General features: G+C 32.2%; 25 protein-coding genes and 2 pseudogenes. 14 read left to right on the top strand and 13 right to left on the bottom strand.

Annotated elements, in window-relative coordinates:
• Positions 1–52 precede the first annotated feature (52 nt).
• A complete protein-coding gene (locus BMZ09_RS09265; RefSeq protein WP_090839786.1) occupies positions 53–991 on the bottom strand; it encodes a hydrogen peroxide-inducible genes activator in 939 nt (312 codons plus the stop codon).
• A gap of 103 nt (positions 992–1,094) precedes the next feature.
• On the opposite strand from BMZ09_RS09265, the gene BMZ09_RS09260 reads away from it, so the two are divergent.
• The gene (locus BMZ09_RS09260) at positions 1,095–1,574 is read left to right on the top strand and encodes a Dps family protein (protein WP_090839784.1); all 480 of its coding nucleotides are present in this window, start codon (positions 1,095–1,097) and stop codon (positions 1,572–1,574) included.
• Positions 1,575–1,705: 131 nt separating this feature from the next.
• Positions 1,706–2,380, top strand: coding sequence for a class I SAM-dependent methyltransferase (locus BMZ09_RS09255; RefSeq protein WP_090839782.1), 675 nt, complete (start codon positions 1,706–1,708; stop codon positions 2,378–2,380).
• A 29-nt stretch (positions 2,381–2,409) separates the two neighbouring features.
• On the opposite strand, the gene BMZ09_RS09250 is transcribed toward BMZ09_RS09255, so the two are convergent.
• Entirely contained in the window at positions 2,410–2,826 is a 417-nt protein-coding gene (locus tag BMZ09_RS09250) for a BLUF domain-containing protein (protein ID WP_143067801.1), read from the bottom strand.
• Positions 2,827–3,204: 378 nt separating this feature from the next.
• Here BMZ09_RS09250 and BMZ09_RS09245 point away from each other — a divergent pair, with 378 nt between their 5' ends.
• Positions 3,205–5,499 (top strand): response regulator, encoded by a 2,295-nt coding sequence (locus BMZ09_RS09245; RefSeq protein ID WP_090839778.1) that lies wholly within the window; start codon positions 3,205–3,207, stop codon positions 5,497–5,499.
• Positions 5,500–5,590: 91 nt separating this feature from the next.
• Here BMZ09_RS09245 and BMZ09_RS09240 read toward each other — a convergent pair whose 3' ends face one another.
• Both BMZ09_RS09240 and BMZ09_RS09235 read right to left on the bottom strand, forming a co-directional pair.
• Positions 5,591–6,052, bottom strand: a complete 462-nt coding sequence (locus BMZ09_RS09240) for a DUF2141 domain-containing protein (protein ID WP_090839776.1) — start codon at positions 6,050–6,052, stop codon at positions 5,591–5,593.
• Positions 6,053–6,155: 103 nt separating this feature from the next.
• Complete coding sequence (locus BMZ09_RS09235; RefSeq protein ID WP_177183525.1) at positions 6,156–7,400, bottom strand: OmpA family protein; 1,245 nt, start codon at positions 7,398–7,400, stop codon at positions 6,156–6,158.
• Positions 7,401–7,607: 207 nt separating this feature from the next.
• Between BMZ09_RS09235 and BMZ09_RS09230 the strand changes: the two genes are divergently transcribed.
• A complete protein-coding gene (locus BMZ09_RS09230; protein WP_090839772.1) occupies positions 7,608–8,210 on the top strand; it encodes a trimeric intracellular cation channel family protein in 603 nt (200 codons plus the stop codon).
• A gap of 206 nt (positions 8,211–8,416) precedes the next feature.
• Here the strand turns inward: BMZ09_RS09230 and BMZ09_RS09225 are convergent, their stop codons facing one another.
• The 3 genes from BMZ09_RS09225 to BMZ09_RS09215 all read right to left on the bottom strand — a co-directional run bounded on the left by BMZ09_RS09225 (position 8,417) and on the right by BMZ09_RS09215 (position 11,692).
• Positions 8,417–8,707, bottom strand: coding sequence for a hypothetical protein (locus BMZ09_RS09225; RefSeq protein WP_090839770.1), 291 nt, complete (start codon positions 8,705–8,707; stop codon positions 8,417–8,419).
• A gap of 92 nt (positions 8,708–8,799) precedes the next feature.
• Complete coding sequence (locus tag BMZ09_RS09220; protein WP_090839768.1) at positions 8,800–10,956, bottom strand: M3 family metallopeptidase; 2,157 nt, start codon at positions 10,954–10,956, stop codon at positions 8,800–8,802.
• Positions 10,957–11,005: 49 nt separating this feature from the next.
• Complete coding sequence (locus BMZ09_RS09215) at positions 11,006–11,692, bottom strand: peptidylprolyl isomerase (protein ID WP_090840122.1); 687 nt, start codon at positions 11,690–11,692, stop codon at positions 11,006–11,008.
• 7 nt (positions 11,693–11,699) lie between these two features.
• Here BMZ09_RS09215 and BMZ09_RS09210 point away from each other — a divergent pair, with 7 nt between their 5' ends.
• Positions 11,700–12,341: an NUDIX hydrolase gene (locus BMZ09_RS09210; protein ID WP_090839766.1), complete on the top strand. Its 642-nt coding sequence runs from the start codon at positions 11,700–11,702 to the stop codon at positions 12,339–12,341.
• Between the two features lie 46 nt (positions 12,342–12,387).
• Positions 12,388–13,191: a lysophospholipid acyltransferase family protein gene (locus BMZ09_RS09205; RefSeq protein ID WP_090839765.1), complete on the top strand. Its 804-nt coding sequence runs from the start codon at positions 12,388–12,390 to the stop codon at positions 13,189–13,191.
• Between the two features lie 94 nt (positions 13,192–13,285).
• Here the strand turns inward: BMZ09_RS09205 and BMZ09_RS09200 are convergent, their stop codons facing one another.
• Positions 13,286–13,918: a hypothetical protein gene (locus tag BMZ09_RS09200; protein WP_090839763.1), complete on the bottom strand. Its 633-nt coding sequence runs from the start codon at positions 13,916–13,918 to the stop codon at positions 13,286–13,288.
• Between the two features lie 3 nt (positions 13,919–13,921).
• Positions 13,922–14,416 carry an RNA polymerase sigma factor gene (locus BMZ09_RS09195; protein WP_090839761.1) on the bottom strand — a complete coding sequence of 165 codons (495 nt, stop codon included), beginning with the start codon at positions 14,414–14,416 and terminating at the stop codon, positions 13,922–13,924.
• A 265-nt stretch (positions 14,417–14,681) separates the two neighbouring features.
• Here BMZ09_RS09195 and BMZ09_RS09190 point away from each other — a divergent pair, with 265 nt between their 5' ends.
• Together BMZ09_RS09190 and BMZ09_RS09185 are read left to right on the top strand one after the other, a co-directional pair.
• Positions 14,682–16,835 carry a TonB-dependent receptor gene (locus BMZ09_RS09190; RefSeq protein ID WP_090839759.1) on the top strand — a complete coding sequence of 718 codons (2,154 nt, stop codon included), beginning with the start codon at positions 14,682–14,684 and terminating at the stop codon, positions 16,833–16,835.
• A gap of 94 nt (positions 16,836–16,929) precedes the next feature.
• Entirely contained in the window at positions 16,930–17,436 is a 507-nt protein-coding gene (locus BMZ09_RS09185; protein WP_090839757.1) for a hypothetical protein, read from the top strand.
• A gap of 317 nt (positions 17,437–17,753) precedes the next feature.
• Here BMZ09_RS09185 and BMZ09_RS09180 read toward each other — a convergent pair whose 3' ends face one another.
• Genes BMZ09_RS09180 through BMZ09_RS09170 form a run of 3 tightly spaced genes read right to left on the bottom strand, consistent with a single transcriptional unit; the run spans position 17,754 to position 19,155 of the window.
• Positions 17,754–18,266, bottom strand: coding sequence for a 3'-5' exonuclease (locus BMZ09_RS09180; RefSeq protein ID WP_090839755.1), 513 nt, complete (start codon positions 18,264–18,266; stop codon positions 17,754–17,756).
• A 36-nt stretch (positions 18,267–18,302) separates the two neighbouring features.
• Positions 18,303–18,737 (bottom strand): hypothetical protein, encoded by a 435-nt coding sequence (locus tag BMZ09_RS09175; RefSeq protein ID WP_090839753.1) that lies wholly within the window; start codon positions 18,735–18,737, stop codon positions 18,303–18,305.
• 4 nt (positions 18,738–18,741) lie between these two features.
• Positions 18,742–19,155, bottom strand: a complete 414-nt coding sequence (locus tag BMZ09_RS09170; RefSeq protein ID WP_143067800.1) for a hypothetical protein — start codon at positions 19,153–19,155, stop codon at positions 18,742–18,744.
• Positions 19,156–19,332: 177 nt separating this feature from the next.
• Here BMZ09_RS09170 and BMZ09_RS09165 point away from each other — a divergent pair, with 177 nt between their 5' ends.
• From BMZ09_RS09165 to BMZ09_RS09150, 4 genes are all read left to right on the top strand, one after another.
• On the top strand, positions 19,333–19,959 hold the full coding sequence (locus BMZ09_RS09165) for a hypothetical protein (protein WP_090839749.1): 627 nt from the start codon (positions 19,333–19,335) through the stop codon (positions 19,957–19,959).
• A 29-nt stretch (positions 19,960–19,988) separates the two neighbouring features.
• Entirely contained in the window at positions 19,989–21,329 is a 1,341-nt protein-coding gene (locus tag BMZ09_RS09160; RefSeq protein WP_090839747.1) for a 2TM domain-containing protein, read from the top strand.
• An 11-nt stretch (positions 21,330–21,340) separates the two neighbouring features.
• Entirely contained in the window at positions 21,341–21,688 is a 348-nt protein-coding gene (locus tag BMZ09_RS09155; protein ID WP_090839746.1) for a 2TM domain-containing protein, read from the top strand.
• Positions 21,689–21,872: 184 nt separating this feature from the next.
• On the top strand, positions 21,873–22,628 hold the full coding sequence (locus BMZ09_RS09150) for a LytR/AlgR family response regulator transcription factor (RefSeq protein WP_090839744.1): 756 nt from the start codon (positions 21,873–21,875) through the stop codon (positions 22,626–22,628).
• Positions 22,629–22,631: 3 nt separating this feature from the next.
• Here BMZ09_RS09150 and BMZ09_RS09145 read toward each other — a convergent pair whose 3' ends face one another.
• Positions 22,632–23,813, bottom strand: coding sequence for an LETM1-related biofilm-associated protein (locus BMZ09_RS09145; protein WP_090839742.1), 1,182 nt, complete (start codon positions 23,811–23,813; stop codon positions 22,632–22,634).
• Between the two features lie 154 nt (positions 23,814–23,967).
• On the opposite strand from BMZ09_RS09145, the pseudogene BMZ09_RS16415 reads away from it, so the two are divergent.
• Positions 23,968–24,240, top strand: a pseudogene (locus BMZ09_RS16415) (DUF4331 family protein); the annotation flags it as partial.
• 33 nt (positions 24,241–24,273) lie between these two features.
• Positions 24,274–25,203: pseudogene (locus BMZ09_RS16410) on the top strand (DUF4331 family protein).

Below are 25,203 nucleotides of genomic sequence, written 5' to 3'. Positions count from 1 at the left end.
GCATAAAAAAAAGCGACCATTAGGTCGCTTTTTTTTATTTTATAACTTGATTTTATTTTGAAATAGGGCTAATAATTTGCACATTCTGAAACGCAATAGCACCTCTAATTACACCAGAGATTACGTCTTGCATAGCTTCTATAATTTGCATTTTAAGCTCGCTTTTATGGTATATTAAACTAACTTCTCTTGCAGGAGAAGGTTCTGAGAAATAATGTAGATTCTTTTTGTCCTTTTCATTTAAATCCAAAGTATGTAAATATGGCATTAAAGTCATCCCTAAGCCTTCGTTAGATAGTTTGACTAAGGTTTCAATACTTCCGCTTTCTAATTGAAACTTATCGTCGTTATGGCTCTTAAATGCTTTACATAAGTTAATTACACCGTCTCTAAAACAATGTCCATCTTCTAGCAATAGCATATCTTCAATCTCTAAATCCGAAGTTTCTAACGTTTTCTTATCTCGTAATCTATGATTCTGCGGGACGTAAGCTACAAATGGTTCAAAATATAAAACACGCTCTTTAATCGTGTCATTTTCTAAAGGTGTTGCAGCAATAGCCGCATCTAAATGCCCATCGTTTATACGTGTAATGATTTCTTCTGTAGTTAACTCTTCAATTTTCAGTTTAACCTTAGGGTATTTTTTAACAAAGTTGTTTAAAAACATAGGTAATAAGGTTGGCATAACCGTTGGGATGATACCTAATTTAAATTCACCTCCAATAAACCCTTTTTCTTGATCAACAATATCTTGTATTCTATAAGACTCATTAACAATATTTCTAGCCTGAGTAACTATCTTTTTACCAACTTCAGTCAGTTCAATAGGTTTTTTACTTCTATCAAAAATTAAAACATCCAATTGGTCTTCTAATTTTTGAATTTGCATGCTTAAAGTGGGTTGTGTTACAAAACACTTTTGAGCAGCTTTAGTAAAATTTTGGTTTTCTGCGACAGCCAAAACATATGATAATTGTGTTATAGTCATGCTTATAGTTTAAGACTATAAAAATATAACATCTATCAATAAAACTTATATTTAAAAGGCATTATTTAATCGTAAATTTGATTAACAAATAAAACATAGGATTATGACATTAAATACTCTAGGATTAGATACAGAAAAAACAAAAGAATTGGCAGGGCAGTTAAATCAGTTATTGGCTAATTTTCAGATATATTACCAGAATTTAAGAGGTATCCATTGGAATATTAGAGGTAAAAACTTTTTTGATTTACATGTTAAGTTTGAAGAATTGTACACGGATGCAAATTTAAAAGTTGATTTAATTGCAGAGCGTGTTTTAACTTTAGGTGAAACACCATTACATACATTTGATGATTATATTAAGTCTGCAAAAGTACCTGTTGGACATAGTGTGTCTAAAGATGATGAGGCTGTAGCATTAATTGTAACGTCTTTAACAGAATTATTAAAATTAGAACGTAGCATTTTAAATGCAGCAGGAGATGCTAATGATGAAGGAACAAATTCTATGATTAGTGATTTTATCTCTGAGCAAGAAAAAACAATTTGGATGATGAATGCTTGGTTAGGAAAAAGCCTATAATTAGCGCAAATTATATAAATTTAAAGAGCAACTTAGGTTGCTCTTTTTTTATGCCTTATTTTATGTAACCTTAAGTATTACTTATAATTTGTAGGTTTGCTAAATCTAAAGTGTAAAGTAAAAAGTAATTAATGAAGACAAATGCTAATAAAACTAAAGTAATAAAAACACCGTGGCCAACTAAGGCTGCTATGGAGCAGGTATATGCTATGAAACTTTGGGGAGGTAATACGTCAGATTTCTACTCGGGAGATGGGTCGCATAATCCGGATTTAGTAAAACCATATATTACTATTTTAATAGATTTTTTAAAATCATTTAAATCGCCAATTGAAGTTTGTGATATGGGTTGTGGCGATTTTAATATTGGTAAAGCATTGGTTAATTACACCAGCAAATATGTTGCAGTAGATATTGTGTCTGACCTTATTGCGTTTAATAAAACTAATTTTAAAGCACCACACTTAGAATTTAAGTGTTTGGATGCTGCAGTGGACCAATTACCAGCTGCCGACTGTATAATATTAAGACAGGTGTTGCAACATTTGTCAAATACAGAAATATCGAATATTGTCCCTAAGTTAAAGGGGTTTAAATACGTTGTTTTAACAGAACATCTTCCAGAAGATGATTTTACGCCTAATAAAGATATTATTTCAGGTCAAGGTATTAGATTAAAAAAGAAAAGTGGTGTAGATCTTTTAGCTGCTCCGTTTAATTTACAAATAAAAGCTAAAGAGCAAGTCCTATCAGTAAAAGTTACGGATGGTAAAGGTGTTATTGTAACTTCTATTTACACGCTTTAATGTGTTTTAATTAGAATTGCCTTAGGATATTATTCTATGTTTTCTGCTAATAGCGTTGCTATTTCGGGTAGTCGTTTAATTAAATCGTCTATAACTTTTGGGTTACTAATGTCTGTTCGGATTCCTGGTATTAAACTCAATGATGGATCATCAAAATCTGCACATCCCATGCTCCATTTAGGAAAAAGCTTGGTATCCGTAGGTTGGTCATCTATAATTGTAACATCGTCGTGTCTAGGATCTCTTTTTAATCGTTCTAATAAATCATCAAGAAATAAAGATTCGCCTTCAATAACTTGCAAAAACAAACCTTCTTTATGTATTAAAACGCCACTAATACCATCCATTTCATTAAAAGCTCTGGAGTCGTGCAATAGGTCTAATAAATTACGTTTATTAAAATGTTTTGTAGCGTGACTGGTGTAAATAATTCGGCGATATTTCATAGGTTGGGTTGATTTGGCAATAGCTATCACTAAGTTAATAGAAATATTGACAATTTCAAACAAATTAGTAGTACAATTACAATCTATGTTGCAGAGGGTTAGTTGGTTTTGTTTTTTAGAGGTGCTAAAAGTATCTTTTTATAATTACATTAAACCACTATAAAGTGTTTGATAACTTATCTTTTTTGCGACACTTTTTATTTTAAAAAAGCATCCTTTAATTTGTAAGTAAAGTGCTATTTGTCTTCTAGTTTTTGGCTTAAATAAATCCATGTAATTTGTTGTAATATAGAAACTTGCCGATGTGTTTTTGAGCGAATAATTTGAGGAATAATTTTAAAAGTATTATATTAAAGTCCCTAAATCCATTTCTTTTTTATGACTAACTTAACCAAAACCCTATTTTTTCTAATTTTTTTCTATAGTATTTCCGGACGTTCTCAAAGTGAAATACCTAATATAGGACCTGATTTAACGTCTTATACGGCTATTAATGAATCCCTGCCTAAAATATCAAAAGACTCAACAAACGCAGAGATAATTAAGCATGTGGAAGCTACTATTGCATGGATGACAGAAGAGCATTATAAATCTAGTTATGCGCCAAGTTTAATTTATTCGGATACCGCACTTTACCTAGCAAAAAAAACTGATAGTACTAAATATCTTCATGATTTAAGAACCGTTATTGGTAACACAATGTTGCGTATAAAGGATACTGCTCGGGCCAAGGTCTTATTTTTAAAATCTTTTGAAGAGGCTAAAGTATCTAATGACAGTACGGTGCTTTTAAGATTTATAAATAATTTGGCTAATGTTTATTATTTTACAGATTACAAAAAAAAAGCTGCTGATAAATATATTGAAAGTATTGGAATAGCAAAACGCTTAAAGGACACCACGCGTCTATTTGTAATACATCATAATGTCGCTAGAATTTATAATGAAATAGAAGATCCCGTTAATAGTAGTTTTTACATTAAAGAAACAGAGCGTTATTTAAATGATTTGGGTAATCCACCGCATTATTTATCAAGTCATATACATAATCAGGGTCAAATGTTACTATTATTAAACAAACCCGATGAAGCCATATTAAAGTTTAAAGAGACCATCAGAATTTGTGAAGGTACTGAGTTTGTTGACGCCTTGATTGAAGGTTACGAAGGTTATAGAAAGGCTTTAGAAGTCAAAAAGGATTATAAAGGAATTTATGAAGTGGATAAGCTTTTAAGTCTTTATGATGATAAGAAAGAAAAAGATGTCGAAAATAATATAATTGAAGCGGTTACTGCAGAATTAAATGTAGAACGTTATAAAGAACAAATTAAATCTAAAGAGTTAGAAAAGCAATTATTAGAGCAAAAGGCAGAGCAAAAAAATGGATTGCTTTTTATTGTCTTTTTAATTATTTTCTTATTGCTTATTATTTTGGTAATAAGTTATTTATCAAGCGAGAAAAGACAGGTTTTAGTAAAAGATTTAAAATTGAAAAATAGTCAATATCTTGTGGCTAAAGAGGAAAGTGAATACTTAGCTAAATCTAAAGAAAAGTTTTTTGCAACTATTAGTCATGAGTTAAGAACACCTTTGTATGGTGTGGTAGGGATAAGTTCTATCTTGTTAGAAGATAAAGCACTTAATGGCCATAAAGAAGATTTGAAGACACTTAAGTTTTCGGCTAATTACTTATTGGCATTGATTAATGATTTGCTTCAGTTTAATAAAATTGAAAATAAATTTTTCACAAAAGAAGAATCTACTTTCAATTTAAAAGATCAAATAAGCATCATTGTCTCTTCATTTGAATATATCCGTTTGCAACATAATAACGAGATTAATATTCAGGTTAGCGAAGAAGTCCCTCCTCTATTAAAAGGTAATTTAATAAGACTGTCACAAGTATTAATGAATTTGGTAGGTAATGCTTGTAAATTTACAGAACGCGGCGTTATTGACGTTATTGTTAATGCTAAGGCTAAAACAGATACTGTTGTTGAGGTCGAGTTTATTATTAAAGATACAGGTCCAGGGATTGAAGCGTCTAAACTGAGTTCTATTTTTGATGAATTTTCACAAGTTAATGCCATACCAAATTCTTACCAAGGGACAGGTTTGGGATTGCCTATTGTTAAAAAATTATTAGAACAAGCTGGAAGTGAAATAGTAGTAGAAAGTGACTTAGGAAAAGGCTGCACTTTTAAATTTACATTGCCTCTTAAAATAGAAGTAGCACAAGAGCAAGAAATGATAGCGCCTATAATTGATCTCAAACTATTAAATAACAAACGAATTCTTATTGTGGAAGACAATCGTATTAATCAGATTGTCACTAAAAAAATACTTAAGATTAGTAATGTACAATGTGATATTGCCGAAAACGGAGATGAAGCAATAGCTAAAGTAAAGGAGAATACTTACGATTTAATTTTAATGGATATTAATATGCCAGTAAAAAACGGAATAGATGCCACAAGAGAAATACGTCTTTTTAATAAGACAGTTCCAATTATAGCGCTTACAGCGGTTGAGATAGAGGAGGAGCGTGTGCTTGTTTTTGAATCTGGTATGAATGATATTATTGTTAAGCCATACGATTTAGATTATTTTAAACGGACCATTATTAAAAATATTTTGAGTGCTAGTAATTCAACTCAGAAAAGGACTGCTTAATTTTTAATTAGCATTTAGAACTTAAAATGTAACGTTTAGAATAGAAAAAGCCACTGTAAAGTGGCTTTTTCTATTCTAGTTTTTTAGTCTGTTAGAACCTAATATTAAACTCTAGGTCTTCTGTGTTTATTTCAAATTTAGATTCTGAAAATTGAGGCGGTCCATAACTCATCGGATTGTTTGACATTCCGTAGTTTTCTGTTGGCATCCCATTGTCAAAATCCATACGGTTATTGGTATTTTCGTCATGTAATACCATAATAGCATACGTACCAGGAGTTACATTTTTAAACGTAATTGAGACTTGGTTATTTTCAATTTTACTATTGATATTCTGTAGGCCTTGTCCTTTCATCCATGTGTCTGCAGTATGTAATGCAACCATAACTTGTCCCGTATTGTTTTTTACATTCTTTACGGTTATGGTTATATTTTTACCTTCGGTTACCACTGTTTTTGTTTGTCCAAAAGCAAAAGTGATGCTTAATACAAATAAAAAAAGAGTTGATACTAACTTGTTGCTAATTGGATTTGATGTCGTTAAAGTCTTCATAATGTGATGTTTTTATTGGTTAACACTTCAAAAATGAAATAAATACAGCTAGTATTCAAAAACAAATAACCCAATTGTTATTTTTAGTTGCTCAATTGTAATTTTAAAGCATTGGAATAATTTCTACACGTCTGTTTTTTTGCTTTCCAGCTTTTGTGTTGGTTTTATCAATTGGAAATTCTTCACCAAAACCAGCGGTCTTCAGTTTAGTTTCAGCAACACCTTTTGCAACTAAATAAGCTCTAACAGCATTGGCACGTTCCAAAGATAATTTTAAGTTAGTTTGCTTTGAAGAGGTGTTATCTGTATGTCCAGAAATTTCGTAGGACTTAATATCTGATTGCTTTATAAATTTAGCAACATTGTCTAATATTTTTTGACTTTTAGCATCAATTTCGGCCTTACTCAATTCAAAATAAATTAAAACAGGTTTTTTAGATATGACTGCTTTGGTTTGCTCAGGTTTTTCCTCTGGACAACCATTATTGTTTTTAGAGCCTTTAATTTGCGGACATTTATCTAAAGTGTCAATAATACCATCCTTGTCAGTATCTGGTATTGGACACCCTCTGTTAGATTTTTCTCCTACTAGGTTTGGACAATTATCATATAAATCAGGAACGCCATCCTTGTCACTATCAGGGCAACCATTAAGTGTACCTGGTGTATCAGGGCAATTATCTTCTTTATCAGGAATGCCATCTTTATCAGTATCTGGACAACCATTAAAATCTGCTAATCCAAAGATATTAGGACAGTCATCTTCCTTATTTACAATACCATCGTTGTCATTATCAGAGCCACCAAATTTAAAAATTATACCAACAGAGTGCTGGTAGTAACTTATACCAAATTCTTGTATAGCCTGTTTATACATTGTTTGTCCGGTTAAACCGAAATTATAAGTTAACCATACATTTAGACCAACACCAGCATCAACGGTAAATGATTTACCAAGTGTGTCTACCCAAGTTAATCCGCCACCAAAAGTAACATATGGATTTACCGTAAAACTATTACTAAGGTTGTACTTTAATAATCCGTCTAAAGCAATTAATGAAAATTTTTCGTTAACATCAATAAAGTTTTGTTTAATTCCAGTTAAAGTTAAGGTTCCTTCAAAAGATAACTTACCAGTCAAATGTCTAGAAATTCCACCTTTAAAGCCGGCAGCTTCCCAGTTCCAGGTTTTAAATCGTCCTTCGTCTCCAGGAAAAGTTCTGAATGGATTATTAATAGCATTTGTACTTAAACTAGCGGTCCAAGGAGAATGTACATCCTGCGCATGTATAGTTTGAGATAGGCACGATAAGGTAATGACAGTTAGTAGTAAAACTAATCGTTTCATTTTTTTAGAATATTTAATTAATAGCATAGCCAATATAGGTTAAAAATATATAATTAGAAAAAGAAATGGGTAATGTGTTTGCTTTGGAGGTTTAAGTATAGCAAGCTTTTTTGTATTTGAAGTATACAAATATCAAATAGGATTAAAAGTTTACATTATGTTAGTTTTGTCTTTTAAAAAGCTAATTTTGCTTTTTATTAAAAGAGTATGTTTTATATAATAGACATTTTAGGAACCATAGCATTTGCTATTTCAGGAGTATTGGTAGCGCTTAACAAGCGTATGGATGCTTTTGGAATTTTAATTATTGCATTTGTTACAGCAGTAGGAGGTGGTACTTTGCGTGATATTTTAATTGGCGAAACTCCAGTAAGTTGGATGAAGGACATGACGTTTATTTACGTTGTTATTTTGTCTACTATTTTTGCTGTTGCGTTTAGATCAAAAATTGATTATTTGCGTAAATCTTTACTATTGTTTGATACCATTGGTATTGGACTATATACTGTTGTTGGGGTTGAAAAAGGAATTTCTGCAGGTTTACATCCTATTATCTGTGTCTTTTTAGGAACAATGTCAGCATGTTTTGGAGGTGTTATCAGAGATATTTTGTGTAATGAAATCCCTGTAATATTTAGAAAAGAGGTGTATGCTACTGCCTGTATTTTAGGAGGAGCCACTTATTTTTTAATTATAAAACTACCTTTAGCTTCAGACTTTGTATTTATTATTGCAGGAGCTGTAGTGATCACCGTAAGGTTAATTGCTGTAAAATTTAAAGTTAGTTTACCTAATTTATATAAGGACTAAAATTAATTTTTATTTCGTATTCTGTTGGTCTGAAATTATAAAAAACGTCTTAAAATATGATTTACCAGCTTAAAGTTATTTGGTTTGATAACAAGAGGATACGGCATTATTACTTTTTGTTTTTAGGCGCTATCTTTTTAGATTTTTCAGTAGTTTAAAACCATTTTTATTTTTGGGTTTTTACTGTATTTGCAATTTTTATTAGTTTACTCAGGTTTTTGTTTTCCATAAAAACCAACCAATAGTTTTCCGAATATAAAATACAAACATAGGACCGTTAATCCGCCCATAAAAATACCATTATTGAGCAATGCATCAAACCCATAGTTAAAATAAAAAATTAAACAACAGGCTATTAACTGCAATATGGCATACGCAATGTTTCCTTTTGGGCTGTATCCAAATAAGCCTAGAAAGTGTGCTTTGGTAAGTCCAAAAACAAGATGTGGCATGGCATTAACTAAAAGTGCGCCAATAATAAAATCTATAAAATTCATGTGTATTATATTATATAAAAAAACAAAAGTTTCAACACTCTAGAAAAGTATCTAGAAGCATCAAAACTTTTGTTATTTAATGGTCTTTAGTTTTAGTTTTCTGTTGGCACAGGAAACCCTCTATCTCTTAATAAAGCTTCAATTTTAGCATCACGTCCTCTAAATTTTCTAAACGCTTCAGCAGGATCCATACTGTTTCTTGGAGCAAATAAATACTTGACTAATTTGTCAGCCACTTCTTTATCATAAAAACCACCTGGAGCATCTTTAAATGCTTCTGATGCATCACTAGTTAAGACATCTGCCCACATGTAACCATAATACGCTGTTGCATAACCTTCGCCAGAAAAAACATGACCAAAATGCGGTGTTCTGTGACGCATTGGTAATTCTTTAGGCATCTTTAATTCAGCTAACGTTTCACGTTCAAATTTATCAATATCAATATTTTCAGGATCAGCAAGGTGTAATTTCATGTCCATTAATGCAGATGCTAAATATTCGGTAGTACCAAAACCTTGATTAAAAGTTGAGGCTTTTTTAATTTTAGCAACTAAACTAGCTGGAATTGGTTCTCCTGTTTTATTATGTACTAAAAATTGATTAATCACTTCGTCTGTAGATAACCAACGTTCTAACAACTGACTTTGAAACTCTGTGTAATCTCTAACACCTCCATTTAAGGTTGGGTATTTTACATTAGAAGAGAAGAAGTGGAGTGCGTGTCCAAACTCATGAAAAAATGTTTGCGCATCATCCCAAGAAATTAATACTGCTTCTCCTGGAGCTGCTTTTACAAAGTTAGAATTGTTTGAGGCTAAGACTGTTTTTGGTCCGTCAAGTGTAGTATGACTTCTATAAGTTGTTGCCCATGCACCAGAACGTTTTCCTGGTCTAGCAAAAGGATCTAAATACCATAAACCAATTGCTTTTCCAGAATCTAAATCTGTTACTTCCCAAACCTTTACATCTTCATGAAACACTGGTACTTTACCTTCTGCAACAGGTGTAAATTTATAATTGAATAAACGACCAGCAGTATAAAATAAAGCTTCCGTTAATTTATCTAGTTGTAAGTATTGTTTAACCTCATCACTATCTAAGTTATACTTTTTTTGTCTTACTTTTTCTGCGTAGTAACGGTAGTCCCATGCTTCAATATCTGATTTTTGTCCCGATGCATCTGCAACCGTTTGCATATCTGCAACCTCTTCTTTTACTCTCGCAATAGCAGCAGGCCAAACAGCAAGCATTAATTGCATAGCATTTTCTGGTGTTTTAGCCATACGGTCTTGTAAACGCCATTCGGCAAAGTTTTTATAACCTAATAATTCAACACGTTCTCTTCTAAGTTTTAGAATTTCCGCGATAAGCGTATTATTATCAAATTCATCTCCGTTATCTCCTCTAGAGTAATAGTTTGTCCAAACTTGCTTACGTAATTCGCGATTTGTGCTATACGTTAAAAACGGATCCATTGAAGATCTAGTGTTGGTAATGGCATATTGACCATCTTTACCATTATCTGTTGCTATTTTTGCTGCAGACTTAATAAATCCTTCACTTAGACCGTCTAATTGGTCTTTTGTTAAATAGGTAATATAGTTTTCTTCGTCATGTAAAACATTGTCTCCAAACTTATTGTAAAGTGATGATAGCTCTTTATTAATTTCCGCATAACGCTTTTTCTTAACGTCATCTAATTCGGCACCATTCATTTCAAAACGCTTGTAAGTCAATTCTAAAACACGCTGTTGGTCAGCTTCTAATGGTGTTTTTTGTGACGCATCATAAACCGATTTAATACGCTTAAATAACGCTTCGTTTTGATTAATTTTTGACGTGTATTCAGATAATTTAGGTGCTAGTTTACCTTGTACTTCTCTAAATTCTGGACTACTCATGTTACTACCAAAAATCCCGTAGTAGGTAAATACATTGTCCAAACCACTACCAGCACGTTCCATTGCTTCGATAGTGTTTTTAAAAGTAGGTGCATCTGTATTATTAGCAATGGCTTCAATATCTTTTAAGCCTTGTTCCATTCCAGCAATAACAGCAGGTTCTATTTGTTCGACTTTCATTTTGTCAAACGCAGGAACACCACCGTAAGGTCCTGTATAGTCTTGAAGTAATAAATTGTCGCTCATAGTTTCAGAGGATTCAGTAGTATCAGTATCTTTCTTGCAACTTGTACTAAACAATATAATAGAACAAGTTAGGATAGAGAAAACAGTGTTTTTTTTCATATAAAATGGATAATTTAATTTCAGTTTAAAAATACTTAAAAGTCAGCAGCTATTCTATAATTTCTACTTTTTTAATATATATGTTACGTAATGGCCAATCTGCTTTATCAATATCAACAGCGTTTATTTTGTCTACAACATCCATCCCTTTTATAACTTCTCCAAATACCGTAAAGTCGCCATCTAAATGAAAGGCGTTTTGTTGTGTTATAAAAAACTCATAAGGCGAGGCTAATTTATAAGGATTTTCAATATCGCTGCTTGGCATAGATATTACACCTCTTTTATGGGTGTAACCGCGGTTGGTATCTGTTGGTAAAAGGTATCTACCAATTTTACCACGTCTGGCAGCTACTTGTAAATCGTCTGTATTACCTCCTTGAATGATAAAGTTTTTTACCACACGATGAAACTGGGTATTATCAAAAGCATGCTGTTTAGTTAGAAATATAAAATTAGCACGATGGAATTTAGTTTTGTCGTACAATAATATGTCAATATCACCCATAGAAGTAGAGATGCGTACTTTGTTTTCTGGGTTTTTAGGCTCGTAATCCAAGAAAAAATCCATAACGTTATCCTTATCTAAATAAGGAAATTCGCGTTGCGGAGTTGTATCTTTTTCTACTACTTTGACCTCTGTTTTAGGAGTGTTTGATTTTGTTTTAGATTTGGATTGTTTATCTTCACAATTAAGAAACAAAAAACAAAAACCAACCAATAATAATACGCGCATTTTTAAAATGAATTTTAATGAATTTATCATAGCGTTACCAAAAATAAAAAATATCCCCTTGCCAGCCGAAGCTTCTCAGCTTAAAATGGTACCACCTTACAGACAAGAGTTGGTTAAAAAGCAAGGCGATAATATAAAAAATGCAAGGCAAAGTGCTGTTTTAGCGTTGTTTTACCCTGATTTGGAAGCGCAAACTAAACTGATTTTAATTTTAAGAAAAACCTATAAAGGGGTCCACTCAGGGCAAGTAGGATTTCCGGGAGGTAAAGTAGAAGAGGAAGATCGTGATTTAATGCACACCGCTTTGCGCGAAACGCATGAAGAGGTTGGGGTACATCCAGAGCTAGTCACTGTGTATAAAAAAATGACACAAGTATACATTCCTCCAAGCAATTTTTATGTGCAACCTTATATTGGAGCAGCCACTAAGACACCGACTTTTATCAAACAAGAGACAGAAGTGGAGGATTTATTAGAGGTTTATCTCTCTGATTTGTTAAGTGATAGTAATCTAACCTCTAAAAAAGTTAAAACTAGTTACGGTACTGATGTTGAGGTGCCTGCGTTTTATTTAGGGACACATTTAGTTTGGGGTGCAACAGCAATGATGCTAAGCGAAGTCAAAGACTTGTTAAAAGCTACCCTATAAGTTAAAGGTTTTTCTATATTTGTTATTACTAAATGTAAAAAAAACTATGGGTTTATTTAAAAAAAATCCCTTTGGACATATTCTTTTTGTAAAAAAATGGTTAATCAGAATCTTAGGTCTGTTTACACACAGACGCTTTAGAGGCTTTAACGATTTGCAAATCGAAGGATCAGACGTTATAAAAAACTTACCAGATACTAACGTACTTTTTATATCTAATCATCAAACGTACTTTGCAGATGTAATTGCAATGTTTCATGTATTTAATGCATCCTTAAAAGGGAGAGATGATAATATTAAAAATGTGGGGTATTTATGGAATCCAAAGCTAAACATGTATTATGTGGCAGCTAAAGAAACCATGAAATCAGGTCTGCTACCAAAAATATTTGCTTACACAGGATCTATTAGTATAGAGCGTACTTGGCGTAGTCAAGGTAAAGATATAAACAGGCAAGTAAAAATGTCTGATATTTCTGCCATTAAAAAAGCTTTGGATGACGGTTGGGTAGTTACATTCCCGCAAGGGACCACAACACCATTTAAGCCAATCCGTAAAGGGACAGCGCATATAATAAAACGTTATAAGCCAATAGTAGTACCAATAGTAATTGATGGTTTTAGACGTAGTTTTGATAAAAAGGGATTACGAATTAAAAAGAAAAACGTTTATCAATCTTTCGAGATTAAAGAACCTTTAAAAATTGATTACGAAAACGATACTATTGCAGACATCGTAGAGCAAATAGAATATGCAATAGAGCAACACCCATCGTTCTTAAAAGTAATACCTCAAAAGGAGTTATTGGCACAAGAAGAGCTTAATAAAAAACGTGAGTTTTTAACTTAATAGCCACTATTCTTCAATAAAAAACATACAACCATAAAAAAGCCTCAAAGTAAATTTACTTTGAGGCTTTTTTTATTCTGATACTATTTAAAGATTAAACTTCAATCTTCTTTAATTCTTTGTAGTTTCTATTTAATCGCCTTAAAAGGATACCGTAAAGTAACTTGTAAAACAGCCATATAACAGCTACAAAAACGATAGTAACTAACATAAACATTCCAATCATTGCTATATATTGCTTGTTAGTGAAATGATCAATTTTTTCAGCTAATAAGGGGTCATGACTACTAGTGTATATAAACGCTAAGATCATTGATACGGATGCCAAAACTAAATTATAAAGCACATAGTATTTAATGATTTTTCTAGTTTTTAATATGTTTTGCATCAATTTTTTTGCATTGTCTGTAACAGAAATTGATTTGTGCGATCGGTATAATAAATACACAAAAAGTAATATAATAGCATAAGACAAAAGGCTTAAAATTATAAACATATTACTAGTATACATTTCTTCATGTTTGGCTCTGTAAGCATCAGACATCAAAAAAGGTATTGTATTTATGGCGACCCAAAACACCAGTTCTGCAATACTTATATAAAATAACGTCTTTACAATACTAGACGATTTTTTTAATAGCATTGGATATAGTTGGGCAGTCGATTTTCTTTCAAATTTATCGTCACTCTTAACCCAGTCTTTTTTTAATAATTCTAATTCATCCATAGGTTACGGATTTAAAATGGTTCTTAATTTGGTTTTCACTCTGTTCATCTTCACTCTAGCATTAACCTCAGTAATACCCATTGTTTCACTTATCTCTTTATAATTTTTGTCCTCCAGATACAAAAAGACTAAAGCCTTTTCAATATCATTTAATTGGTGGACAGCGTTGTATAATAATTTTAATTGGTCCTCCTCAGTGCTATCATATTCCTCTGCACTAATCTTAAACTGTACTGTGTCAAATTGCTGAGTGTTGATAGTACGTTTAGACTTTCTGTATAATGTAATGGCGGTATTTAAGCCCACACGATACATCCAAGTGCTAAATTTACTATCCCCTCTAAACTTCGGGAAAGCCTTCCATAGCTGGATGGTTATTTCCTGAAATAAATCGTTGTGCGCATCATAGTTATTGGTATAAAGTCTACAAACTTTATGTACAATATTCTGGTGCTGCTCTAACAATTCAACAAAATTTTGTTCTAATGGTTTACTCAATGGTTATTTGGTTAGTTTAACTATTAGTAGTTAAAATTATAAAGACGTTACACAAATTTAGAATTATTTTTTTTGGGCGTTACCACAAGGGTCGCGTTTTCCGTTAAAATCTTTTTTTGCCATAAGTGGCAGCAAAAAAAGGATACCACTGCAACCGCTAACGCAGCTCATCCGTAAAAATCAACACTTCGGGATTTAATAATTTAAAACCCTTAGTCCTCCGTGCATCTTTGCAGAGTCAAACAATCAAAAACCATTTTTTATTATGAAACTTGCACTAACCCTATTAACATTAATTATCAGTACGCTAGGACTATCTCAAAACACAATCTCAGGTACCGTAACAGACACCAATAACCAACCCGTTTTAGGAGCAAATGTATATCTAGATGGGACGTATGATGGCGCAAGTACACTAGCCGATGGTAGTTTTAGTTTTACAACAACAGCCACAGGGCAACAACGTCTGGTTACGTCTTTCGTGTCTTTTGAGACCTTAACAATAGTCAAAACAGTAACAGCTTTAAAAAACATAAAAATAGTCTTAAAAGAAGACGTAAACACTTTGGACGCAGTCGTTATATCAGCCGGGACCTTTGCAGCAGGAGATAATAGTAAAGTATCGGTATTAAAACCCTTGGATGTAGTTACTACAGCAAGTGCTTTAGGCGATTTTGTAGGCGCATTACAAACCTTACCAGGGACCACAACAGTATCCGAGGATGGGCGCTTGTTTGTACGTGGAGGAGAAGCAGAAGAAACACAAATATTTATTGACGGGATGCGTGTATTTACGCCTTATGCTCCAACCACAAATAACATTCCAACGCGTGGTCGCTACTCGCCATTTTTATTTGACGGAATTACCTTTTCAACAGGTGGTTATAGTGCCGAGTATGGGCAAGCCTTATCTAGTGTTTTAGAGCTTAATACCATAAATCAACCTGATCAAGAAAAAACAGATATTGGTATCATGAGTGTCGGAGCTAGTTTAGGAAACACACAAATATGGGGCAAAAACAGTTTAAGCGTTAACGCGTCGTATATTAATTTAGCACCCTATTTAGAGTTGTTTGAAGATCGTAACGATTGGAAAAAGCCTTTCCAAACCGTTTCTGGTGAAGCTGTTTTTAGACATAAAACAGACAATGGAATCTTAAAATTATACTCCGCTTTTGATACCTCAGACTTTAGTTTAGTTCAGGAAGACATTAATTTAGAAGATGGATTATCCTTTGCTTTAAATAATAAAAACTTCTATTTTAATGGTTCTTATAAAGAAGTTTTAAATAGCGATTGGACCATTTCTGGAGGTTTAAGTTATACCTACGCCAAAGGAAAGGTTAGTATAATTGATAGTAAAATAAATACTACAGAAAACTCTATACATGCTAAGTTAAAACTAAAATACCGAATCAGTAATCGTTTTAAATTAAATTTTGGAGCAGAACAATTTGCTACTAAATTCAACGAAAACTACAACGATCAAGTTATAGATAATGTTAATTATGGGTATAATAATAATCTAACAGCAGCATTTACAGAAGCGGATATTTTCTTTTCTAAAAAACTAGCTTTAAAAGCAGGGTTTCGTGCAGAGTATAGTCAGTTATTTGATAAAGTAACAGCATCTCCAAGAGCATCATTAGCTTATAAAACAGGTAGTAAAAGCCAATTATCATTAGCTTATGGTAATTTTTTCCAACAACCTAACAGTGCTATTTTAAAGTTTGATCAAAATTTAGAAGCACAACAAGCCCAACATTATATTTTAAATTATCAGTTTAATTCCGATGGTAAAATTTTTAGAGCAGAAACCTATTATAAAAAATATAGCGATTTTGTTAAATATGATTCAGATTTTACCAATTTTGAAACTGATTTTGATAATTCAGGAAGTGGTTATGCAAAAGGAATAGATTTGTTTTTTAGAGATAATAAAAGCATCAATAATATTGATTATTGGGTCAGCTATTCATTTTTGGATACAGCACGTAATTATAAAAATTACACGACCTCAGCACAACCTAATTTTGCTAACACACATAACTTATCCGTTGTTGGTAAATATTGGATAGATAGCTGGAAAAGCCAAGTAGGTTTAAGTTATAATTTTGCTTCGGGTAGAACTTACACTGATCCTAATCAAACGGGTTTTTTAAATCAAAAAACTAAATCTTATAATAGCTTAAGTGTTAATTGGGCGTACTTATTAAGTCCCCAAAAAATCTTATATTTTTCAGTTAACAATGCCTTAGGATTTAAAAATATTAATGGCTATCAATATGCTAATACAGCAGATTTAAATGGGCAGTTTAATAGGCGAGCATTACGTCCGGCAGCGGATCAGTTTTTCTTCGTAGGTTTCTTTTGGACGATTAGTGAGAAGGGAACAGACAATCAATTAGATAATCTTTAAAAGTTTGGTTTTTAAAGTAAAAGCCATCTAGGGTAGGAAATAAAGGTGCATATTGGTTATATTAATAAATAACTAACTTTAAATTTTCACTGCTATGAAAAATTATGTTTTAAATGCCTTTATTATCTTATCCCTAATTAGTGTTGTGTCGTGTAATAACGACGACGATACTGCGGACAATCCTGAAGAAGTCAACCAAGTCATCGGGGATTGGCAAATGTACCGATCAGAAAGCTTAGAATCTACTTTAGACGAATGGACCGGGACAGAATGGACGCTTGTTGACAGATGGTTTAAAAGTGTTTTTGAAGACTCAGAAATATTAATAACCTTTAATTCCGATGGGACTTTTATGGAGTTTTATGCAACTGTAGAAACAGCAACTGGAACCTGGGAGAAAATAGAAGACGGACGTTATCTTTACAATTATACAGTAGATGTAGACAATACAAATGATGCTTTTGTGGGGACTAGATTTATAACGGTGTATTGTGATAACACATACTCAGTAACCAAAGAGAATGACGATAGAAGCATTTCTTATTACAGAACAAGAAGCACTACAGAATGCAGTAGTCTGATTACTTATAATGTTGAATAAACGCAACGTTTTAAATAGTATTAATTAATAGTAAGCAGAGATAAAACTCAGTTTGCTATTTTTTTTTGTTTTGGATGTAATCAAGAGTAATCACACATGAATAATTACACCATGTCAGTTTTAGTAATTCGACGTAGGAGAAGTGTATCAAGAACCGTTACTGTTTGAATAACTTCTCGATACAATTTGCTCGTACCTCACAAACCACTCGAAGTGACGATACGTGCTTATAATGTGATAAGGTTTCTGTTTAAGTGTGAGTAAACGAATTACGTCAGTTCGAGTGCTTCGACGTAGGAGAAGTGTATCGAGAACCGTTAAAACAAAGGTAAAGACTCAAATTGAGCAATTAAAAACAACTTACCGCATGCTCTAGCATCAGATAACGCGTCGTGATGTTTTAGTGCAATATTATGCACTTTACAACACGCGTCTAATTTAGCTGGTTTGTAGCCTTTATTACGATATAGTTTTAATGTACACTCCCAACGATGTTCCATAATCAAATCAGAATGTGGAATGTTATAATCTGTCATCGTTTTTTGTAAAACAGTACGGTCAAAAGACTCATTGTGCGCAACGGTTGTGATTCCCGAAATCCGTTTTTTTATTTCAGGGTATACCGCTTTAAAATTTGGTGCAAATCGTGTGTCATCCTCAGTAATACCATGGACTTGTATATTGTGAAAATTATAATCGTTGTTTGGTGGTTGTATTAACGCATGAAACTCGTCCACAATAACCCCGTCTTTAAACGTCACAATTCCTACCGAACAAATATGATGGCTTTTTGCAGTTTCAAAATCTATTGCAGCGAATGTTGATGACATGATTATTTTTTATGTAAATATAATTCAATTTATCTATTACCCGTGCACACCACGCTGTCTCCAAACTAAAAATGCTATTAAAAACCCAATGATCATGTAAATAGCATGTGCGATACGTATATCATTTTCCGTGGGGCCAATAAAAGTTTCAACTTTTGTTCCTAAGCTAAACCAATAGATAAAAAAAGCAAGCACGACTAAAATTATACTTCCAATGGTACCGCTAACTAATAAAACGTGTTTGGTAGTAAAGAAGAAATTTGCTGCTAATGCACCCCAAAAAAAGGTTAGGACATATAACCCATTATCAGTATAATTTTTTATAATTCGGCTAATAGTGTCGTTATCTGTCGTTGTATCTACAGCTAGATAAATATCAAATGCAATTAGTAATAAAAATAAAGTAATTATTAAATACTGTACTTTTTTGATAAAAGTATCTTGGTCTAACAGTTGGTTTATTGGTTGCATATTTTTAATTGTTTAAGGCGAAATTAATAAACTCTTCATGGCGTTGAGACCATATAAAATGCCCAAATAGTAGCCCAGAAATTAATAGTAATACTTGGTGTTTCGTTTTTATAATTAAATCTTTAGGTAATTTTCTACCATAGATAATCATGATTATAACAATTAGCACTAATGCAATTGGCGGGATTTCCCAATGGGTAATAAAAATATCTAAAACAGGCTTTTTACTACCTAAAAAAAAGTGACCTCCAAATACACCCCAAACAAAAGTTATAAAAAAGTATTTATTGTGACTCCAGTTTTTAATAACAACATTAATAGTGTCGTTTTTATACTTATTAATGTTTAAAAGTAAATTAAGGAGTATTAATAATCCGATGATACTAAATACAATGATTTCGACTGTTTTAATAGGCATAAGTAACTGGTTTTGATGATTTAAAGTTACTGTTTTGTCAGGTAAATACAATAGCTATGTTTATGTAACTGAATACGACTTACAATTCAGCCTAAAAAAATAACAGTTGGGTCATGCTTTTTTTTAATAAGCCGGTTTGTGCAGCATCTTTGTAGTGTAATTAATAACTCTATAATCATGTATAAATTAACTTTTACTATTGTGTTTTTTATAACGTCAATGTTACAAGCACAAACCACGTATAAATCAGGAATGAACAAAGCTTTTGAGCTTTGGGAACAAGGTCAAATAACAGAAGCTTCTAATTTATTTGAGCGCATTGCAACTGCAGAAACCGATAATTGGTTGCCTTCATATTATGCTGCGCAAGTATTAATCTTGGACGGATTTTCTAAATTAAAAGAGAAAGATGTTTTAGATGCTCAGTTAAAAAAAGCACAAGGTTTTGTGGATAATGCGACTGCCCAGTCTAAAGATAATCCCGAAATATTGGTTTTGCAAGCTATGCTGCACATGGTTTATGTCGTTAGTGATGGTGCAACTTATGGGATGACGTTATCTGGTAAAATAAATGCTTTATATAGCCAAGCAGCACAATTAGCGCCTGATAATCCTAGAGTTATGTTAAGTAAAGCAGAATGGGATATGGGAACCGCAAAGTATTTTGGAAAAGATACTAAGCCATTTTGTGAGCAAATAGAAAAATCTCTGCAACTTTTTGCTAACTTTAAACCAGAAACAGCATTTGATCCAAATTGGGGACAAGAGCGTGCAGAACAATTAACTAAAGCTTGTAACCAATAGCTATAGTGCGTGTTTTAAAAGTAATAACTATGAATAAAATTTTAAAAAATATTGTTTTAACCTTTGCAATTGGGTGCTTAGTTTTTGTTGTTGGACAATACATGTCTAATGGATTTAGCTACGATTCGGTTGGGCAATTTATAGAGGATTTTATATTCTATCAGTTATATGCTATTGTTTTAGGGTTTTCTAATATGACGTTTTTTGGTTTTATGGAACGTATCAATTGGAAACCTGGAGCGTATATTAAAAGAATCCTTCTAGGTATTGTTGGTTCTACGTTAATTACGCTTTTAGGCTTGTTTTTATTAAGAGCTTTTACATCTATTGTTTACGTAGGTAACTCGTTTAAATTTTTTATTGCTAACGAGTCATGGAGTGGTTACTCCTTTGGGCTATGGATAACGTTGACCATAGTATCTGTGTTTCATGTGGTTTATTTTTATAACAGATTTCAGAAAAATAAATTAAAAGAACAAAAAGTTATTGCTGGTACGGCAAGCGCAAAATTTGATGCTTTAAAAAACCAATTGGATCCTCATTTTTTATTTAATAGCTTAAATGTATTAACTAGTTTAATTGAAGAAAATCCAGAAAGCGCACAAAAATTCACGACTAGCTTATCTAAAGTTTATCGTTATGTTTTAGAACAGAAAAATAAAGAATTAGTTACAGTAGATGAAGAGTTAAAATTCGCAAAAACATATATGTCTTTACTTAAAATGAGATTTGAAGACAGCATCATCTTTGATATTCCAGAACAGGCTTTAGACCCAGAAAGTAAAGTGGTGCCATTAGCGTTACAGTTGTTACTAGAAAATGCTGTAAAGCATAATATTGTTACTAGTGGCAAACCGTTACATATTAAGATTTATGAAACCGAACAAAATCTAGTTGTAGAAAACAATCTGCAACCTAAACAAATTGTAAAAAAGAGTAGTGGTGTTGGCTTAGAAAATATCAAACAACGCTACCAATTATTAACTAATAAGCGTGTCAGTATTAATCAGAATAGCACTAGTTTTTTAGTGTCAATACCAATGCTTAGTAAAGAAATTTCGATAATGAAACAAATACCACAAAAACAGTTAGACGACTCTTACGTTAGAGCCCGTAAACATGTAGAAGAATTAAAAGAGTTTTACTATAACCTGATATCGTACTGTATTGTTATTCCGTTTTTAATTTTTATTAATTATAAAACAAGTTGGGACTATAAATGGTTTTTCTTTCCAATGTTTGGTTGGGCGGTAGGCTTATCTTTTCACGCTTATAAAGTGTTTGTAAATGATGGTATGCTTGGTAAATCATGGGAAGACAAGAAGATTAGAAAGTTTATGGAAGAGGATAATCAACAACGTTATAATTAAATTAGCGCATTATGAAAAATGACATTGATACATATCTGGAAGACAATCAACAGTCTAGATTTGAAAAAGAAGAAGCGTATTTAAGAGCTAAGAAAAAAGTGGATAAAATTGTCGGTTTTTATTGGCACTTTGCGATCTATATTGTCGTTAATATTTTTTTAATAGTAATGATTTATTCTAAGTCAGGAGAACCGTTTTGGAGTTTTGCTGTCTGGTCTACTCCTTTATTTTGGGGAATAGGCGTTGGGTTTCATTTTTTAGGCGTTTTTGGTACGGATTACCTCTTTGGAAAAGACTGGGAACAGCGTAAAATTGAAAGATACATGAATAAAGAAAAGGACAATAGACGTTGGGAGTAGGTGATTAGAGGAAGTTTAAAAGGCTAAAGGCAAAAGGCTAAAGGCAAAAGGCTAAAGTTGTAAGGGATAAGTTGAAAATTAATTAAAACTAGCGATAGCCTATTAGTCTTAAATTTTTTTAATTGAAACCTATCTAGAATAATAGAGTAAAATAATATAACAAACCAACCAAATTATAGTACTAATGAAAGTCATAATTATAGAAGACGAAAAACCATCTGCAAGACGTTTAAAACGTATGTTAGAAGCAATTGATATTACTGCGGAAACAATGTTGCATTCGGTAGAAGAATCTATCCAATGGTTTAATAATAATCCACATCCAGATGTTATCTTTTTAGACATTCAGCTTAGTGATGGTTTGTCTTTTGAGATTTTTGATCAGGTTGAGGTTAAATCGGCTATTATATTTACAACTGCTTATGACGAATATGCTTTGCAAGCTTTTAAACTAAATAGTATCGATTATTTATTAAAACCTATCGATGATGAAGATTTAGAAACAGCTGTTGCTAAATATAAAACTAGGCTTCCGCAGAAAACTAATATTGCCTTAGATTTTGAGGATATTAAAAAGTTATTGATTAATCCAATTGACAGGGTTTATAAAAAACGGTTTTCGGTTAAAGTAGGGCAACATTTAAAATTAGTAAATATTGATGATGTAGAGTGCTTTTACAGCGAAAACAAAGGGACTTATCTATATACTACGGAAGGTCGAAATTATTTGTTAGACACCACATTAGAGGCTTTGGAAAATGAATTGGAACCAGATACCTTTTTTAGAATCAATCGTAAATTCTTTATTAATATAAATGCTATTAAAGACATTATAAGCTACACTAACTCGCGTTTACAAATAAAGCTTAACAATTATAATGAAGATGAGGTTATTGTGGCTAGAGAGCGTGTAAAGGATTTTAAAGAGTGGTTAGAGTAATGTTTACTCTTCTTCGTCTTCAATTCTGTTGTCATCAAAAGCACTTGGTAATAATTTAGGTATAAATTTAACTACTAATGGTAATAGTAAAGCACCACCGGGTAGTAAAAATATAGCCAAACTTGGTACCGATTTAAAGATGTCAAGTAACTGTTCCTGAACTTTTCTTTGTTCTTCTTTACTTAAATCTCTAACAGTGGATTTTGATAATAAAATAACCAGTTCTTTACTTTCTAATAACTCCTTTGTTAAGCGTTTACTGTTACGTTTAATCAGTTTAAATACCATGTTAGTAGAGTTATCGTAAAACGTTTTCACAATATTTTTAGAGCCTAATAACGGTACTTTTTGTCTGTACGTTTTATAAAATTCTTCAATGGTTTTTGAAGCTTCGTCTGTCTGATGTTGTGTTAGATTAAGGTTTTTGCCTAAAGTATTTAAAAATACAACTTCTTCGTTATCCAATGTTGCATCCGTCCAAGTAGCCATAGCTGCTAGGTCTAAGCAATAGCGCGAAAATAAATTGCTATCCACATTTTTAATAGCTTCGTTATATAATAATACAGTATCACGCTGGTAGCGTAATGATTGCTCAAACAGATTAATTAAACTTTTATCGTATTCAGATTTTTCTTTTTTACTATTTAAAGTATTCAAAACAATACTTTCTATTATAGCTTCGTAGCGCTGTATATAGTCTTCACTTATTGCGCCTGTTTTTAAATACTGTCTAAACGCTAAAACATCTACAAAAAGTAAGGCGTTGGTAATAAAATAGTTAAAACTTTTATCAATAAGGTTGTCGTCTATTTGTATACGCTTATTGATAATGTTCTCGGTTTGATCTTTTACGTCTTTAGACGCTATTATAAATTGTAAAAAAGAGACTCTTTTTTTATTAATAGTGTTGTAAAAATTAACAACTTCTGTATAAAAATCTTGACTAGTATTATGGTTAGTATAGGCAATAAGTAAAGCAATTACTAAATTTATTTTACAAATTTCGTCTGCTTCAAAATCATCATTTTCAATCCAGTTATTTACAATTGTTACGTTGCTTCCGTATATAAAACCACAGTCTCTAAAATGTCTGTAGTACACTTCTAAGTCATTGTATTTAAAGAGTTTTTCGGGTTTTAGCTCTTTAATTAATTTTTTAATCCAGCCTGAAGCAGATGGGTTCATTGTTGTTTGTAATTATAAGGTCAAAGATACTTTTTTAAAATTATTTTTCACATTTTTTCAAAAAAACTAAACTTTTATAAAACCGCTATTGTAAAAGTTGCGTAAGTGTCTTCGAGAACCAAAAATATAAATTAACAAAAATCTCAAAAACATTATGAAAAATTTCAAATTTATTTTAGGAGTAGGTGTATTTGCAGCAGCAAGTTTCTTCTTCTTATCAGCAGATCACATTGATGCTCCAGCAGTACAAGGTGGTACAAGTGACATTACAGACTTTTACGCTTTTCAGGGTGAAGACACAAACAATTTAGTATTTGTAGCAAACGTGCAAGGGTTATTAAGTCCTACCGCATCAGCTAGTGCTAGTTTTGACGAAAACGTCATGATTGAGTTTAACATTGACAATACAGGAGACAATGTTGAAGATTTAGTAATCCAAGCTATACCAAGAGATGGTAAAATGTACTTTTTTGGGCCAGTGGCTCCAGGTACAACAGGATTAAGTAGTACAATTTTGACTAATGCAACGCAAACTGTAGTAGATATTACTGCTTATGGTGAAACTGCAATGACTGAGTCAAGTAATGGTATTACTGCTTTTGCAGGACCAAGAGATGATCCTTTTTTCTTTGATTTTAACCAATATTCTGCAATTATTGGTGGTACTGCTACAGCGTTTAACAATCCTGGAACAGACACTTTTGCTGGTAGTAATGTGATGTCTATAGTAATTGAAGTACCAAAAGCAATGATTGGTGGATCTGGAACAATAAATACTTGGGTAGAATCTAAGTCTAAATAATAACAAACTTTTTAAAACTTACAAATTATGAAAAATTTCAAAAATATATTTACCGTACTTCTAGTAACATTGGTAGCGTTTAACTGTTCAGACGATGATGATGCAACAGGTATAGTTACACCAACAGGACCAGATTTTGCGGGTACTTATACTCAACAAGACCAAATGGGTAGACCGGCTGTAAATACAGTATTTGTGTCTTCAGGATCTAAAGATATGTTTAACACAACAGTACCAACTGCTCAAAGTGGTGCTTTTCAAGCCATGTTTGAAACTAACTTAACAGCATTAAGTCCAGCTTTTGCAAATGCAGGAGACGCTAATGCTTTAGGACAAGATGCTGCTACTTTTACAGGATTGTTAGCTACAGATGTGCTTAATGTGTCTTTAGACGGAACAACTACTTTTTATGACGGTACAAATGTATTAACAGGGCGTAATTTGGCTGATGATGTTATTACTGTAGAGTTATTATTGATTTTTGGTGGAGAAGATTTTACCGAAAACCCTACACTATCTAATGATAATGTAGATGTAAATGATAAAGCATTTTTAACAACTTTCCCTTATTTAGCGTCTCCTTGGTAG

The organism is Olleya namhaensis, from assembly GCF_900114005.1.
Classification (GTDB): domain Bacteria; phylum Bacteroidota; class Bacteroidia; order Flavobacteriales; family Flavobacteriaceae; genus Olleya; species Olleya namhaensis.
This window is presented reverse-complemented; position numbering and strand designations above follow the sequence as displayed.

What these genes read in the sequence shown, in the direction of transcription:
- BMZ09_RS09265 (WP_090839786.1), bottom strand. Translation starts at nt 991, where the DNA reads ATGACTATAACACAATTATCATATGTTTTGGCTGTCGCAGAAAACCAA.
- BMZ09_RS09260 (WP_090839784.1), top strand. Translation starts at nt 1,095, where the DNA reads ATGACATTAAATACTCTAGGATTAGATACAGAAAAAACAAAAGAATTG.
- BMZ09_RS09255 (WP_090839782.1), top strand. Translation starts at nt 1,706, where the DNA reads ATGAAGACAAATGCTAATAAAACTAAAGTAATAAAAACACCGTGGCCA.
- BMZ09_RS09250 (WP_143067801.1), bottom strand. Translation starts at nt 2,826, where the DNA reads ATGAAATATCGCCGAATTATTTACACCAGTCACGCTACAAAACATTTT.
- BMZ09_RS09245 (WP_090839778.1), top strand. Translation starts at nt 3,205, where the DNA reads ATGACTAACTTAACCAAAACCCTATTTTTTCTAATTTTTTTCTATAGT.
- BMZ09_RS09240 (WP_090839776.1), bottom strand. Translation starts at nt 6,052, where the DNA reads ATGAAGACTTTAACGACATCAAATCCAATTAGCAACAAGTTAGTATCA.
- BMZ09_RS09235 (WP_177183525.1), bottom strand. Translation starts at nt 7,400, where the DNA reads ATGAAACGATTAGTTTTACTACTAACTGTCATTACCTTATCGTGCCTA.
- BMZ09_RS09230 (WP_090839772.1), top strand. Translation starts at nt 7,608, where the DNA reads ATGTTTTATATAATAGACATTTTAGGAACCATAGCATTTGCTATTTCA.
- BMZ09_RS09225 (WP_090839770.1), bottom strand. Translation starts at nt 8,707, where the DNA reads ATGAATTTTATAGATTTTATTATTGGCGCACTTTTAGTTAATGCCATG.
- BMZ09_RS09220 (WP_090839768.1), bottom strand. Translation starts at nt 10,956, where the DNA reads ATGAAAAAAAACACTGTTTTCTCTATCCTAACTTGTTCTATTATATTG.
- BMZ09_RS09215 (WP_090840122.1), bottom strand. Translation starts at nt 11,692, where the DNA reads ATGCGCGTATTATTATTGGTTGGTTTTTGTTTTTTGTTTCTTAATTGT.
- BMZ09_RS09210 (WP_090839766.1), top strand. Translation starts at nt 11,700, where the DNA reads ATGAATTTTAATGAATTTATCATAGCGTTACCAAAAATAAAAAATATC.
- BMZ09_RS09205 (WP_090839765.1), top strand. Translation starts at nt 12,388, where the DNA reads ATGGGTTTATTTAAAAAAAATCCCTTTGGACATATTCTTTTTGTAAAA.
- BMZ09_RS09200 (WP_090839763.1), bottom strand. Translation starts at nt 13,918, where the DNA reads ATGGATGAATTAGAATTATTAAAAAAAGACTGGGTTAAGAGTGACGAT.
- BMZ09_RS09190 (WP_090839759.1), top strand. Translation starts at nt 14,682, where the DNA reads ATGAAACTTGCACTAACCCTATTAACATTAATTATCAGTACGCTAGGA.
- BMZ09_RS09185 (WP_090839757.1), top strand. Translation starts at nt 16,930, where the DNA reads ATGAAAAATTATGTTTTAAATGCCTTTATTATCTTATCCCTAATTAGT.
- BMZ09_RS09180 (WP_090839755.1), bottom strand. Translation starts at nt 18,266, where the DNA reads ATGTCATCAACATTCGCTGCAATAGATTTTGAAACTGCAAAAAGCCAT.
- BMZ09_RS09175 (WP_090839753.1), bottom strand. Translation starts at nt 18,737, where the DNA reads ATGCAACCAATAAACCAACTGTTAGACCAAGATACTTTTATCAAAAAA.
- BMZ09_RS09170 (WP_143067800.1), bottom strand. Translation starts at nt 19,155, where the DNA reads ATGCCTATTAAAACAGTCGAAATCATTGTATTTAGTATCATCGGATTA.
- BMZ09_RS09165 (WP_090839749.1), top strand. Translation starts at nt 19,333, where the DNA reads ATGTATAAATTAACTTTTACTATTGTGTTTTTTATAACGTCAATGTTA.
- BMZ09_RS09160 (WP_090839747.1), top strand. Translation starts at nt 19,989, where the DNA reads ATGAATAAAATTTTAAAAAATATTGTTTTAACCTTTGCAATTGGGTGC.
- BMZ09_RS09155 (WP_090839746.1), top strand. Translation starts at nt 21,341, where the DNA reads ATGAAAAATGACATTGATACATATCTGGAAGACAATCAACAGTCTAGA.
- BMZ09_RS09150 (WP_090839744.1), top strand. Translation starts at nt 21,873, where the DNA reads ATGAAAGTCATAATTATAGAAGACGAAAAACCATCTGCAAGACGTTTA.
- BMZ09_RS09145 (WP_090839742.1), bottom strand. Translation starts at nt 23,813, where the DNA reads ATGAACCCATCTGCTTCAGGCTGGATTAAAAAATTAATTAAAGAGCTA.